Origin of the sequence: Flavobacterium sandaracinum, from assembly GCF_004349135.1 — a bacterium.
In the GTDB taxonomy this organism is placed as follows: Bacteria; Bacteroidota; Bacteroidia; order Flavobacteriales; family Flavobacteriaceae; genus Flavobacterium; species Flavobacterium sandaracinum.
In genome coordinates this window covers 18,068-31,727 of sequence record NZ_SMFN01000010.1, presented here as the reverse complement: position 1 = coordinate 31,727, position 13,660 = coordinate 18,068, and the positions used below count along the sequence as shown (strand labels likewise).

The window sequence follows — 13,660 nt, the reverse complement described above, 5'->3', positions numbered from 1 at the left end:
AATTTAGAAAAAACAGAAAAACTCATGACTAAAACAGCCTTAGTGACTGGAGCCACCAGCGGAATTGGTAAAGCAACAGCACAAATATTAGCTAAAAATAACTATAAAATTATCCTTTGCGGACGCCGTGACGATCGCTTGCTGGAACTAAAAAATGAACTTTCAGCATTCACTGAAGTACACACCTTATCCTTTGATGTACGCGATAAAAAAGCGGTTTTTGAAAGCATCAATTCTTTACCAGAGGCCTTTTCCACAATTGATGTTTTGGTTAACAATGCCGGAAACGCACATGGTTTAGACCCAATTCAAAACGGGGATTTAGACGATTGGGATGCCATGATTGACATCAATGTAAAAGGGCTTTTATATGTTTCGAAAGCTGTAATTCCGCAAATGATCGAACGAAAATCGGGACATATTATCAACATTGGCTCCATCGCCGGAAAAGAAGTATATCCAAACGGAAATGTGTATTGCGCCTCTAAACACGCTGTTGATGCTTTGAACCAAGCGATGCGAATGGACTTGAATCCATATGGAATTCGCGTGGGTGCCATTCACCCTGGAGCCGTAGAAACAGAGTTTAGCGAAGTGCGTTTCAAAGGAGACACAGACAAAGCGGCCAATGTCTACAAAGGTTTTGAGCCATTGCACCCAGAGGACATCGCTGACATTATTCACTTTGTAGTTTCCAGACCCTATCACGTCAATATTGCCGATTTGATGGTGTTGCCAACTGCACAAGCCGCTGCGACAATTTTAAAAAGAGATTAAATTATTATTTATTTCTATTAATTATTTATAAATTTTTGAAAATTGCGAATTACAATTTGTTTTTAAAATGAAAATAATAAGGAATTTTAATGGATAAATAATTTACCGCAAATTCGCAGATTTTTAATTAATTTTAAATCTGCGAATCTGCGGTAAATTATTTTAAAAAAGAATCGAAATAGGATTACTTCCTGAATGACAATAAAAAAATAAATAACAATGATCAACAAACGCATTCTTATCAAGAACCTCCTTGCTCACAATGATGAGAGCAGTTTTTATGATAAAAAGCGACAGTTGAATTTGCACACTCGGGAAGGCAAAGCCAAATTTTTAAAACACATTTGCGCGCTCTCTAATTCAAATCCTTCTAACAATTCCTATATCGTAGTGGGTGTTGAGGATCAAGACAATACTATTGTGGGTGATGACTTTTTTGACGACAGTAGGATTCAGAATTTAGTAAATGCCTATCTAGAAAATCCCCCAAAAATTCAATACGAAAATGTCCCATTCCCAAATTTACCAAAAGATAAAGTTATAGGATTAGTTACGGTCAAGCCAAAAAGTAAAACGTCCCATTTTAAAAAAGGGATTCACACGATTCCAGCCAACAGTGTTTTTATCCGACGCGGCAGCAATACAATGCCAATGGAAGGCGAAATAGAAAAAAATTACCAGAATACGGAGACTGTAATTGGCATCGAAAACAATTCCCGAAACAGCATCGAATACACACTCGATGGCGTGATTGATTTCTTGAATTTTCGGCACAAGGATATGGCGCCAAAGTATAAAGTATTCAAAGAATTATTTGTGATTTGCTGGGCAGGAATTGCCAAAAAATCCCGTGACAAAACCTATTTATCGCGTGTAGATATTGAGTTAATAAACGAACAAATCAAGCTATTTTACTCGGCGCAGGATGTGGTCGAAATTACTTTTGACGAAGACACTTTTACTATAATTGAATACGTACCCTTAGGTTTGAATGACAAAACGAGCTACTATCCTTTAGAAAAACAAACGATTCATTTTCATGATAATGGCTATTATAAAATAGAGCGTGAAATGCTTTTTCAACCGCCAGAATTCAACAAAAAAATGTTATTTCATATTTACAATGCTAATGTAGCTTTGTTAAAAAAGCTAGAAAGAGGAGTTTCATTATCCGAGCGGGAACATAAAGATTTAGAGAATTTACCTTCCACTTTTATGATTTGTTACCTCAACGGTTTTGATGAGGCAAAACAAAGATTGATTGATGCCAAAGCGTTATTAAAGCCATTCAACCAAGTGTATCTATCTTTTAAAGAAGCGTTGCGAATTTTGAGAAAAATGAAATATGACGTGCAGTGATTCTGAAATTTTTTTTTATTGGATTCGAACCAATATCATTTTCTAATAATTCGGTCAAATTATTATCCGACTTCAATTGAAAAAAATAGATACAGGATGCAAATTAAAAATCGGCAACAATAGACTATTTTAATTTTCATAACTCCTAAATAAAAGCCAATATCTCTTTTAAAACCTGACAAATCATCTTAGCCAACAGCAACGCTAACGTAACAAGTGCACTCATTTGAAAACAGTTTAATTTTTTGTAAAATTAATCCGAAAAATTAAATAAAACAATCACCTAAAACAGTGATATTTCAAATTCACGTTAAAACAAGAATTCTTTATTTTTTTTAAAAAAAATAAACTAAAAAAGCTTGGTTGATCGCTCTTTTACTTAATTTTATAAATTGAAAAATAGTCCTTATTTTCTGCTATTTTTGCATTAATAAAAAGAATAATTTGTACATGAGAACACTTGTTATAGGCGATATCCACGGTGGTTTGCGAGCATTGCACCAAATTATGGAAAGAGCCAAAGTTACTAAAAGCGACACCCTGGTTTTTCTAGGAGATTATGTTGACGGATGGAGTCAATCCCCTCAGGTACTTGACTTTATAATTGATTTAAAATCCAAGCAGAACTGTATTTGTATCCGTGGGAATCACGATGATCTCTTACTCGAATGGCTTGATGAAAGTAAAGACAACTTATTGTGGTACAAACATGGCGGGGAAGCGACTGTACTTGCTTACGAGTCCGTAACTATAGAAACCAAGCAGCAGCATATCAATTTCCTAAAATCTTTAGATAATTTTTATCTGGATGATCAACGTCGTTTGTTTGTTCATGCTGGTTTTACCAATATGAATGGGGTTGATTTCGAATATTTTCCAGGTCTTTTCTATTGGGACAGAACTTTATGGGAAACGGCTTTGGCATTAGATACAACGATGAAAACCAATCACCCGTTTTATCCAAAGCGTTTTACCTTGTATGACGAAATCTATATTGGTCACACACCCGTTACTCGAATAGGAGAAACAACGCCTATACAAAAAGCAAATGTTTGGAATGTGGATACTGGAGCCGCTTTCAAAGGTCCCTTAACTATTATGGATGTTGACACCAAGGAATTTTGGCAAAGTGAACCCTTAGATCAATTGTATTTTGACGAGAGAGGAAGAAATTAGATTTATTGAACTACTTTTGCTGCCGTTTAAAAAATTAAAGCATGAAAAAGATTACTACATTACTCGTATTATTATCAGTCGGTTTAATCAATGCACAAGCATTCAAAGGAAAAGGCGATGTGAAATTTGACATAGGAGCAAACTTTCAAAACGGAGGATCTGGAATCCGTGTTTCTTCTGATTTTGGTTTGGGAGAAAATATGTCATTTGGATTTGCCTCTTCGTACTTATTATCTGTCTCCAACGATGATTTGGGAAACAAACCTGATTTTGGTGATAGAGTGGACATAAAAGGACGGTTTAATGCCAACTTGGGAAATGTTTTTAAATTAGATCCAAAAATGGATTTATACCCGGGATTGGATTTAGGATTGCGTAATTTTGGTGCGCATTTAGGATTCCGATATTTCTTTACGGAAGGTTTTGGATTTTTCACTGAAGCAGGAATTCCAATTGCCAGTTACAAAACAAATCCAATAGGTTTTGATAAATTAAACAACCAATTCACGTTTAACATTGGTGCTTCGTTTAATTTGTAAAATACTTTTCACAACAATTTTTGAAGTAATTTGAACTAAAAAAAGGCAATTTGAATATTTCAAATTGCCTTTTTTAGTTTATTATATTTTAGTTCTACAAATCAAATTTGATTCCTTGTGCCAATGGCAATTGGGTTCCATAATTGATCGTATTGGTTTGTCTTCTCATATAGGCTTTCCAAGCATCTGAACCAGATTCACGTCCACCACCCGTTTCTTTTTCACCGCCAAAAGCGCCACCAATTTCTGCTCCAGAAGTTCCAATATTTACATTGGCAATTCCACAATCAGAACCCGATTGAGAAAGGAACAATTCCATTTCTCTCATGCTGTTTGTAAAAATAGAAGAAGAAAGTCCTTGTGGAACTCCGTTTTGCAATGCAATCGCTTCTTCAATTGTATTGTATTTCATTACATATAAAATTGGGGCAAAAGTTTCTGTTTGAACAATCTCTAAGTGATTCTCAGCTTCAATGATACAAGGCTTTACATAACAACCGCTTTCATATCCAGCACCTTCCATCAAACCACCTTCAACGATTATTTTTCCGCCTTCTTTTTTAGCACTTTCAATCGCATTCAAATAATCCTGAACAGCTCCTTTATCGATAAGCGGTCCAACATGGTTGTTTTCGTCCAATGGATTTCCAATTTGCAGTTGACCATACGCATTTTTCAACACGCTGATGGTTTTGTCATAGACACTTTCGTGAATGATTAAACGTCTGGTTGATGTACACCGTTGTCCCGCTGTTCCAACTGCTCCAAAAACAGCTCCAACCAATACCATACTGATATCCGCATGTTCCGAAACGATGATCGCATTGTTGCCTCCTAGTTCAAGGATGGTGTTTCCAAAACGTTCTGCAACGGTTTTTGAAACGTGACGTCCTATTCTTGTTGATCCTGTAAAAGAAACCAATGAGATTCTTTTGTCGTTATTGATTAAGTCCCCTGATTCGTTTCCTGTTACTAAGCAACTCACTCCTTCAGGAACATTATTTCTTTTTAAAACTGTTTTGATAATATTCTGGCAAGCAATTCCACATAAAGGTACTTTTGAACTTGGTTTCCAAATCGCAACATCACCACAAACCCATGCAATCATGGCGTTCCAACTCCAAACCGCTACTGGAAAGTTAAAAGCCGAAATAATTCCAACTGTTCCTATTGGATGGTATTGCTCATACATTCTGTGCAAAGGTCTTTCAGAATGCATGGTTAATCCATACAATTGACGGGATAAACCCACTGCAAAATCACAGATATCAATCATTTCCTGAACTTCACCATATCCTTCTTGAAGACTTTTTCCCATTTCATACGAAACCAATTTTCCAAGAGGCTCTTTGAATTTTCTTAATTCATCTCCCATTTGACGTACGATATCACCTCTTTTAGGAGCTGGAACCATGCGCCATTCTAGGAAAGCTTCTGACGCTTTTTGCATCGCTTTTTCATAATCCTCTTTAGAAGACGTTTTTACTTTTCCAATTAAAGTCCCATCTGCTGGTGAATAACTTTCGATGATTTTTCCGTTGGCAAAATTAGCTGCTCCAGTTGATGTTCCTTCATTTATGGCTTCAATCCCTAATTGCTTAAGGGCATCTTTTATTCCGAATTGATCTGCTATTGTTATCATTGTAACTTTTTTATTAAAAATTGTTATATTTTTTTACAAATATATTGATTTAACGTGAAAAACAAACATCGCTACTTTTATTTTATGCTTTTTAGCCCCGATAGAAGTGGCATCCTTTTGTGGTCTCGTTTTTTTACGAGACCACAAAAGATAGAACGGATAGCGGGAATAGCTCCTAAAACCAATACAAATTCAACCTTGAATTATTTTGTGGAAACAAATCTAGGGTCCGTTTCCATTATAGTTCCACATTTTTCACAGGTTCTCAAGTGTTCAGAACTATAGAAATGTTCGAAATGAGGTAGAAAATCTTTCTCGATATCATGCAGTTCAAAATAGACTTCATGTAATTTATTATTACAAGTATCGCAAAACCAAAGCAATCCGTCCGTAAATCCTTTTCCGGCTCTTTTCCGTTCGATTACAAGTCCTATTGAACCTTCGGAACGCACTGGTGAATGTGGCGTTTTGGCGGGATGAAGGTACATATCGCCAGCATGCAATTCCATTTCTTTTCTCACACCCTCATCTTGAATGATTACTTTTATGGAGCCTTCCAATTGGTAAAACAACTCTTCGGTTTCGTTGTAATGATAGTCTTTCCTAGCGTTTGGACCGGCAACAACCATCACGATATAATCCCCAGATTCTGTGTATAAATTTTTGTTGCCAACGGGCGGTTTGAGCAGATGACGGTTTTCGTCAATCCATTTATTAAGGTTAAAAGGTTTTGCAATTGCCATTTTTTCTGAAGTTCAAAGTTTATAAGGTACTAAGGTACTAACATTTTAAATTATAGAACCTACTAAATTCTCCTAAAAGCACTGGCACTTTAGTTTCGTTTTTCTTTAATCAAATAAATATAGACGGGAAAATGATCACTAAATCCTATTTCGGTGGTGGAATGCCTTAATGGATAGCCTTTGTATTGTCCGCTCGTTTGTATCAAAAATGACTTGTTATAAATTCCCGCTTTCCAATATTTAAAACTTGAATAGTCGGATTGCAGTAAGGTTTCGGAAACCATTATTTGGTCAAAAACATCCCATGCATCCCGAAATGCAATGGTTCCAAATCCTTTTTTGGCCATTTCTTCGAATGGATTGTAAATTCCAAATGGCTGAACCTCCGCTTTTTTTGCTTTGGCGCCAAGCCCAAATTTGACACTTTTATTATACGGTCCATCATTCAGATCACCCATAGTAATCACTTTTGCATTTGGATTATTACGTTGTAGCGAATCAATTATTTTTCGGTTTAAAGCGCCGGCTGCTTCGCGGAACGGACTAGATTTTTTCTCGCCGCCAGAACGCGACGGCCAATGATTGACGATGATATTGATTTCCTCACCATCGAGAAATCCCGTGACTAAAAGCTGATCTCGTGTATAAACCCGATAATTTTTGGTGCTGATTTGCAATTCGTCATCTGTTTTTTCATCTGAACTGGCTTTAGAACTTTCCTGCGTAACAGTTCCTTCTTTATAAATGTACAACGGGATATTATTGTAACTCGTGGGCTGGAATTTCTTTTTCTGGTACAACAACGCCACATCGATTCCTCTTTTGTCTGGCGAATCAAAATGGATGATTCCGTAGTCTTTCTCGATTAGTTTGGGTTGCTTGACTAAATCTTCTAAAACGCCTCTGTTTTCTATTTCGCAACCGCCAATAAATGTGGGTGAATCGGTATTTTCAGCAGAACCTATCTCCGATAAAACGCGGGCTAAGTTGGTTAATTTCTTTTCGTATTTATCAAATGTCCAGCGCTGCAAACCTGTTGGCGTCCATTCTTCATCAAAAGTATCTGGATCATTTATCGTATCAAAAAGGTTTTCGAAATTGTAAAATGCAACGGTATGAATGACGTATTTTTTCTGTTGTGCATTAGATTTTGGTGTTGGAAAAAATAAAAAAAGAATAGGAATCCAATGCGTAATTCTCATAAATATTATTTATTTCCAGTCGGTGATTAGATTCCTCTTTGAATCTGGTTATTGTAAAAATAGTCATTTGAACCTGAACTTAGAATTATTTTCTAATTGTCTATCTTTGTTTTTATCATTTAAACACATTCCCTCTAGAATTTTTTCAGAAAAGCATTCAAGCATGATCAAAAACCGATTTACTTTTACACCTCGCCGACCTATATTATATCAATTTCTATTGCTTATTTTTGTTTTACAATCTTTCAACAGTCAAGCCCAATACAACATGATTACACCGCCCAATTTACAAAAAGGAGATACCGTAGCAATTTTGGCAACAGCCAGAAAAAACACAGATGACAACTTAAAACCTGCTATTGCTTTATTGAAAAGTTGGGGTTTAGAAGTAGTCATTGGCAGTACAATAGGTTTAGACAACAATCAACTGGCAGGAACTGACGAACAGCGTGCCGCCGATTTTCAGCAGCAATTGGACAATCCAAATATCAAAGCCATCTGGTGCGTAAAAGGTGGATACGGAACTGTACGAATGATTGATTTATTGGATTTTACTGCGTTCAAAAAAAATCCGAAATGGATTGTTGGTTTCAGTGATGTAACCGTTTTACACAATCATTTAAATACCATGGGTTTTAAATCTATTCATGGTATTATGCCAATAACAGCTCCACGAGCCACACCTCAAGCTATCGAAACACTGCGACTAGCTCTATTTGGCGAAAAAATATCCTATACTGTTGCTCCTTTTACAAAAAACAAAATGGGTAAAGCTACCGGAGAATTAGTGGGTGGGAATTTATCTATTCTGTATAGTTTGTTTGGTTCTCCATCAGCAATTGATTGCTCTGATAAAATCTTGTTTATAGAAGATTTAGACGAATATTTGTATCATATTGACCGCATGATGATGAATTTAAAACGAAATGGTTGTCTAGAAAGTATCAAAGGAATTGTTGTGGGTTCCATGACAAAAATGAAAGATAATGATATTCCGTGGGGAAAAAATGCCATTGAAATCATTGAAGATGTTACCAAAAAATACAATATTCCTATCCTGTACAATTTTCCTGCAGGACATATTCAAGACAACAGAGCTTTGATTTTAGGAAATAATGTGACTATCAATGTCAATGAAAAATGTAGTACGCTGGTTTTTGAGTAAAAAAATCCTCCCTCCGGCTCCCTCCGAAGGAGGGAGAGACTAAACGGAAATAGACTCAGGATAATTGTTTGTACTACTGAATATCGTTTTGGATTTTTGATTATAAATTATCGTTCTGAATTGTAGGAATTAATTTCATAGGTTTATTAACTGAATACTGCGACTGAAAACTTTTTTATGGCGGAACACAACGAACTTGGAAAATTAGGAGAAGAAATGGCAGTTGAATTTCTACGGAAAGACGGCTATACTATTTTGCAAACCAACTGGACCTTCCAAAAAGCCGAAATAGACATTATCGCGCGAAAAGAAAACACACTTGCTATAGTTGAAGTCAAAACCCGTTCTTCATTAGAATTTGGCTTACCGCAAGATTTTGTAAAACCAAAAAAAATCCAGCTTCTTGTGAAGGCCGTTGATGCGTTTGTCAACGAAAGAGATTTAGATATTGAAGTCCGTTTTGACATTATTGCGATCCATAAAGAAGAGAAATCTTTTGTAATTGAGCATCTTATCGATGCGTTTTATCACTTTTAATTGTTTTTTATTGATGTTATATTTGTAACAAATTGTTTTTTATTTATATTTGCGTCCTATTTACACACTAACTACGCGTACAATAACAACCAATAAAAAATTAAATTATGAAAACTGTTTCTTCTATTGTTGAAAACTACATCAAAACAAAACCTTTTTTGCTGAATGCATTATCATTAGGCATCATTAACTTGACCTCATTATCCAGAAATATAATGACCGAATTAGAAAGTGAATTTGGTAAGGAAGTAAAACAAGGAGCTGTTGTTATGGCTTTAAAAAGACTAACAGAAGAACTGGATTTCAGATTAAACCACAAGATCAATAAAGTCATCAAAAACATCGGGGAAATCACCGTTCGTTCTGCCTTGACGGATTATACTTTTGCTGCATCCGACACCGTTTTGAATAAACAAGCGGATTTAATTACAGATATCAATACGTTACCTGATATTTTTTACACTTCATCCAGAGGTGTAAATGAAACTAATATTGTAGTTAGTAACAGTATCAATCACTTAGTGGACAAGCATTTTGCCACTGAAAAATTGATTCAAAAACTAGATAATCTTGCTTCGATTACGGTAAAATTACCTAAAGAAAATATTGTCGTTCCTGGGATTTACTATTTTATTTTCCAGCGTCTTGCTTGGGAAGGAATTATTATCAATGAAGTAATTTCGACTTCAAACGAGTTTACTATTTTAGTGAGTGAAGAACAAGTGGATGTGGCCTTTAAAGTAATTAAGGATTTGAAGAATTAGAAAATTCGGTACATCTACAAACCTTCCGGGCTTTTGAAGGCTAGAAGCATTAAAAGGAAATACGTTATTAAACAATATAAATCCAATTCCTCTTGAGAACGGTAAATACTATCCTATATATAATAGAGGCAATGAGAACTGTAAACATTTTTTGAGGTGATACTAGAAATACATTGAACCGATGGCAGAAACTTACGCTTGGTGTTTAATGAAAAATCATTTTCACATTCTTGTTTTCATCAAAGAAACTGAAGAAATTGATAGTACAAAATAGGTTATTTAATTAGTTCGTGAAAGACAGCAAAAAAGCATCTATTTCCTTATCAAACAGTACTATTTTAAAAATCTTATTTAAAATAGTATAGGTTAAACAAATAAACTAAAGAAACCTGTTGGATGCAATTATTCAAAGCGTCTGTTCGAGTGTTTTTTGTGAAGTAAAACGGAACAAAAATTCTCGATACGCTCCGCTACTCGAATTAACGTGTATCGAAAACCGTTTTTAATGAAATTTTTCTTGTTCTCGATACATTTTTCTATCGAAAAATATTCGAACTGACGAAGAATTACCATCAAAAACTAATTCTAACTAACGGGTATGTTATACAAATAAACTAAAGAATTAAATTTTAGTTACTTCTTCGAATAACTTACCCAATTCCCCTAGATACTATCTTTTAACTCTAGTCCTACCAATTTATTGATTCTGGCTAGATACTGTTTGTAGTAGGAAAGTACAAATTCCTTCTTTTTGATTTCTACTCCGATGTATTTATTGTAGATATTATCAAGAGTACAATTTTCATCTTGAAGTTGGAGTACCAAAGCAATGTTATTTATCTTGATTTGAATTTGCTCAATTTGAGCATTAATAAATTTGTAGTTAGCATCTCGACTGTTGACCTTTTGAAGTTTATTTTCCCAATAGTTTGGGTTTACAAAAAGCCCTGTAGTAAATTGTTTGCGTTCTTTGTTGAGAGTGATTCTACAATTAAGAGGGCATAATCCCTTTTGATTGATTTTAGTCGGACTGATTACAAATAGAATTGTAGTTTTTTCTTGGTGCATGTTTCCAATTGATTTTGAGTTAAACAATTGGCATAACAATTCGGAATTTTAAATGGGAACCTCGAGATTTTAAATGGGAACCTCTATGGGAACCTTTTTTTGCAAAATAAGTTGTCAAGTTGGCAGAACTCAAAAATTTTCTCTTCTCTACTGAACCACCGTGAAGTCCTGCTTTCACTACCGCCTTAAAACAAAAAAGACCTTACATCACTGTAAAGTCTTTTAAAAAAGCTCCGGCTCTTGGGCTTCCCGAAATAATTTCGGGATAAACTTCTCGCCACAATAGTCCACAAAAAAACCCGATACTTTCGTATCAGGTTTTAAAAAGCTCCGGCTCTTGGGCTTCCCGAAATAAATTCGGGATAAACTTCTCGCGACAATAATCCACAAAAAAACCCGATACTTTCGTATCAGGTTTTAAAAAGCTCCCTCTCTTGGGCTTCCCGAAATAAATTCGGGATAAACTTCTCGCCACAATAGTCCACAAAAAAACCCGATACTTTCGTATCAGGTTTTAAAAAGCTCCGGCTCTTGGGCTTCCCGAAATAAATTCGGGATAAACTTCTCACCACAATAATCCACAAAAAAAACCGATACTTTCGTATCAGGTTTTAAAAAGCTCCGGCTCTTGGGCTTCCCGAAATAAATTCGGGATAAACTTCTCGCGACAATAATCCACAAAAAAACCCGATACTTTCGTATCAGGTTTTAAAAAGCTCCCGCTCTTGGGCTTCCCGAAATAAATTCGGGATAAACTTCTCGCGACAATAATCCACAAAAAAAACACGATACTTCCGTATCAGGTTTTAAAAAGCTCCGGCTCTCGGGCTTCCCGAAATAAATTCGGGATAAACTTCTCGCGACAATAATCCACAAAAAAACCCGATACTTTCGTATCAGGTTTTAAAAAGCTCCGGCTCTTGGGCTTCCCGAAATAAATTCGGGATAAACTTCTCGCCACAATAATCCACAAAAAAACCCGATACTTTCGTATCAGGTTTTAAAAAGCTCCCTCTCTTGGGCTCGAACCAAGGACCCTCTGATTAACAGTCAGATGCTCTAACCAACTGAGCTAAGAAGGAAACTGTATATTTTTATTCTAATAATGAATGAACGTTTTTGCTGCTTTATTGTGATGTTCGTTTCAGTTGTAAAGCGGTGCAAAGATAGGCTATCATTTGGTTTGTGCAAATAAAAATCAAACTTTTTTTAATTTTTTTTACTTCCCTACAATTGCCTTGTAAATGTCATTTCCGTTAGCAAATAGTAACAGTGTTATAAGTAATACGAAACCAACCATTTGCGCATTTTCTAGGAATTTATCGCTTGGTTTTTTACCGCTGATGATTTCATATAATAAAAACATCACGTGACCACCATCAAGTGCTGGAATAGGCAATAAGTTCATTACACCAAGCATAATCGATAATAAAGCAGTGATTGACCAAAATGACTCCCAACTCCATGTGTTAGGAAAAATATTAAAAATTGCAGCAAAGCCACCGACTTCTTTATAAGCCTCTGTTTTTGGATTAAATATTTTTTTAAGTTGATTTCCGTAATCAATTAAGCCATCAACACCAGTAGTAAGTCCAATAGGAATAGATTCAGTAAAACTATATTCTTCTCGATTTATTTTGTAAAGATTCAATTTTTCAATATTTGAATACGGTAATCGTGTAGCATAAGCTATTTGTAATTTGGATTCGTCATTGATTTTCACAGTGGTTTGAACAATTTTATCACCTCTTTTTAGAGTTATGGGAACAGTTTTACCACTAAAATTTTTAAACTTAGCTATTGCTTCATCGGCATATTTTACAGGAACTCCATTAAAGTGAGTTATGATATCTGAAGATTTTAAACTTTGATAATTAAGTGAGTTTTTTTCTACTACACTAACTATAAATGGAATTCTCATTTCTACCAAAGTACGTTTGACACCAGAATTACTGATCTGATTGATAATATTTATTGGGAATTTTATAGTTTTAATTTCATTTTTTCGTTCTAAAGTTACTTCTGAAGCCATGTACAAGTTTTTAGAAATGTCATCAAACCGTTCGATTTTATTTCCATTTACAGAAATAATTTTATCACCAGTTTGAATTCCAGCATTCTCGATCGCAGGATTGGTCACCCAGATGCCATCCTTCAAATCTTCAGTTGCAATATAGGTATCGCCATAAGCAAAAGCCATTCCGATATAAATTATGAAAGCCAAAATAAAATTGACAGTTACACCACCCAACATGATAATTAAACGTTGCCAAGCCGGTTTTGAACGAAACTCCCATGGTTGAGGTGGCAAGGCCATTTGTTCCTTGTCCATACTTTCGTCAATCATTCCAGATATTTTTACGTAACCACCTAGAGGCAACCAACCAATTCCGTATTCGGTTTCGCCAATTTTCTTTTTGATAAGGGAATATTTAACGTCAAAAAATAAGTAGAATTTTTCGACTCTGGTTTTAAACAGTTTAGCAGGAATGAAATGTCCTAATTCGTGAAGTATTATAAGTAATGATAAGCTCAATAAAAATTGAGAAAGCTTGATAACTATGTCCATTTATTTGTCATTGCGAGGAACGAAGAAATCTAATCCTCTTATTAATTTAAATTTATAACTCACAAAAGTAAGGTTTTCTATTTGTTTATTTTACAATAATTGTTCCAGAAGATTTTAAA

12 protein-coding genes and 1 tRNA gene are annotated in these 13,660 nt (G+C 35.1%); 7 read left to right on the top strand and 6 right to left on the bottom strand.

What is annotated here, in order from left to right; translation table 11 throughout:
- Nucleotides 1-24: 24 nt before the first annotated feature.
- The 4 genes from E0F91_RS09700 to E0F91_RS09685 all read left to right on the top strand — a co-directional run bounded on the left by E0F91_RS09700 (nt 25) and on the right by E0F91_RS09685 (nt 3,851).
- Complete coding sequence (locus E0F91_RS09700) at nt 25-777, top strand: SDR family NAD(P)-dependent oxidoreductase (protein WP_132066331.1); 753 nt, start codon at nt 25-27, stop codon at nt 775-777.
- A 219-nt stretch (nt 778-996) separates the two neighbouring features.
- Nucleotides 997-2,136 carry an ATP-binding protein gene (locus E0F91_RS09695; protein ID WP_132066329.1) on the top strand — a complete coding sequence of 380 codons (1,140 nt, stop codon included), beginning with the start codon at nt 997-999 and terminating at the stop codon, nt 2,134-2,136.
- A 450-nt stretch (nt 2,137-2,586) separates the two neighbouring features.
- Nucleotides 2,587-3,312, top strand: a complete 726-nt coding sequence (locus E0F91_RS09690) for a metallophosphoesterase family protein (protein WP_132066327.1) — start codon at nt 2,587-2,589, stop codon at nt 3,310-3,312.
- Between the two features lie 41 nt (nt 3,313-3,353).
- Nucleotides 3,354-3,851 (top strand): DUF6646 family protein, encoded by a 498-nt coding sequence (locus E0F91_RS09685; protein ID WP_132066325.1) that lies wholly within the window; start codon nt 3,354-3,356, stop codon nt 3,849-3,851.
- 94 nt (nt 3,852-3,945) lie between these two features.
- Here E0F91_RS09685 and amaB read toward each other — a convergent pair whose 3' ends face one another.
- From amaB to E0F91_RS09670, 3 genes are all read right to left on the bottom strand, one after another.
- On the bottom strand, nt 3,946-5,493 hold the full coding sequence (amaB, locus tag E0F91_RS09680; RefSeq protein WP_132066323.1) for an L-piperidine-6-carboxylate dehydrogenase: 1,548 nt from the start codon (nt 5,491-5,493) through the stop codon (nt 3,946-3,948).
- A gap of 203 nt (nt 5,494-5,696) precedes the next feature.
- The gene (locus E0F91_RS09675; RefSeq protein WP_132066321.1) at nt 5,697-6,236 is read right to left on the bottom strand and encodes a 3-hydroxyanthranilate 3,4-dioxygenase; all 540 of its coding nucleotides are present in this window, start codon (nt 6,234-6,236) and stop codon (nt 5,697-5,699) included.
- A gap of 89 nt (nt 6,237-6,325) precedes the next feature.
- Complete coding sequence (locus E0F91_RS09670) at nt 6,326-7,438, bottom strand: endonuclease/exonuclease/phosphatase family protein (protein WP_132066319.1); 1,113 nt, start codon at nt 7,436-7,438, stop codon at nt 6,326-6,328.
- A gap of 268 nt (nt 7,439-7,706) precedes the next feature.
- Between E0F91_RS09670 and E0F91_RS09665 the strand changes: the two genes are divergently transcribed.
- The 3 genes from E0F91_RS09665 to E0F91_RS09655 all read left to right on the top strand — a co-directional run bounded on the left by E0F91_RS09665 (nt 7,707) and on the right by E0F91_RS09655 (nt 9,904).
- Entirely contained in the window at nt 7,707-8,603 is an 897-nt protein-coding gene (locus tag E0F91_RS09665; protein WP_165930118.1) for a S66 peptidase family protein, read from the top strand.
- Nucleotides 8,604-8,780: 177 nt separating this feature from the next.
- Nucleotides 8,781-9,140, top strand: coding sequence for a YraN family protein (locus tag E0F91_RS09660; RefSeq protein WP_132066315.1), 360 nt, complete (start codon nt 8,781-8,783; stop codon nt 9,138-9,140).
- 107 nt (nt 9,141-9,247) lie between these two features.
- A complete protein-coding gene (locus E0F91_RS09655) occupies nt 9,248-9,904 on the top strand; it encodes an aspartate kinase (protein ID WP_073354429.1) in 657 nt (218 codons plus the stop codon).
- Nucleotides 9,905-10,567: 663 nt separating this feature from the next.
- Here the strand turns inward: E0F91_RS09655 and E0F91_RS09645 are convergent.
- The 3 genes from E0F91_RS09645 to rseP all read right to left on the bottom strand — a co-directional run bounded on the left by E0F91_RS09645 (nt 10,568) and on the right by rseP (nt 13,541).
- Entirely contained in the window at nt 10,568-10,972 is a 405-nt protein-coding gene (locus E0F91_RS09645; protein ID WP_243698873.1) for an Arm DNA-binding domain-containing protein, read from the bottom strand.
- Nucleotides 10,973-11,980: 1,008 nt separating this feature from the next.
- Nucleotides 11,981-12,054, bottom strand: a tRNA-Asn gene (locus tag E0F91_RS09640).
- A gap of 137 nt (nt 12,055-12,191) precedes the next feature.
- Nucleotides 12,192-13,541, bottom strand: coding sequence for an RIP metalloprotease RseP (gene rseP, locus E0F91_RS09635; protein ID WP_132066313.1), 1,350 nt, complete (start codon nt 13,539-13,541; stop codon nt 12,192-12,194).
- Between the last annotated feature and the right edge of the window lie 119 nt (nt 13,542-13,660).

Coding starts and splice junctions, on each gene's coding strand:
- E0F91_RS09700 (WP_132066331.1), top strand. CDS start 25: ATGACTAAAACAGCCTTAGTGACTGGAGCCACCAGCGGAATTGGTAAA.
- E0F91_RS09695 (WP_132066329.1), top strand. CDS start 997: ATGATCAACAAACGCATTCTTATCAAGAACCTCCTTGCTCACAATGAT.
- E0F91_RS09690 (WP_132066327.1), top strand. CDS start 2,587: ATGAGAACACTTGTTATAGGCGATATCCACGGTGGTTTGCGAGCATTG.
- E0F91_RS09685 (WP_132066325.1), top strand. CDS start 3,354: ATGAAAAAGATTACTACATTACTCGTATTATTATCAGTCGGTTTAATC.
- amaB (WP_132066323.1), bottom strand. CDS start 5,493: ATGATAACAATAGCAGATCAATTCGGAATAAAAGATGCCCTTAAGCAA.
- E0F91_RS09675 (WP_132066321.1), bottom strand. CDS start 6,236: ATGGCAATTGCAAAACCTTTTAACCTTAATAAATGGATTGACGAAAAC.
- E0F91_RS09670 (WP_132066319.1), bottom strand. CDS start 7,438: ATGAGAATTACGCATTGGATTCCTATTCTTTTTTTATTTTTTCCAACA.
- E0F91_RS09665 (WP_165930118.1), top strand. CDS start 7,707: ATGATTACACCGCCCAATTTACAAAAAGGAGATACCGTAGCAATTTTG.
- E0F91_RS09660 (WP_132066315.1), top strand. CDS start 8,781: ATGGCGGAACACAACGAACTTGGAAAATTAGGAGAAGAAATGGCAGTT.
- E0F91_RS09655 (WP_073354429.1), top strand. CDS start 9,248: ATGAAAACTGTTTCTTCTATTGTTGAAAACTACATCAAAACAAAACCT.
- E0F91_RS09645 (WP_243698873.1), bottom strand. CDS start 10,972: ATGCACCAAGAAAAAACTACAATTCTATTTGTAATCAGTCCGACTAAA.
- rseP (WP_132066313.1), bottom strand. CDS start 13,541: ATGGACATAGTTATCAAGCTTTCTCAATTTTTATTGAGCTTATCATTA.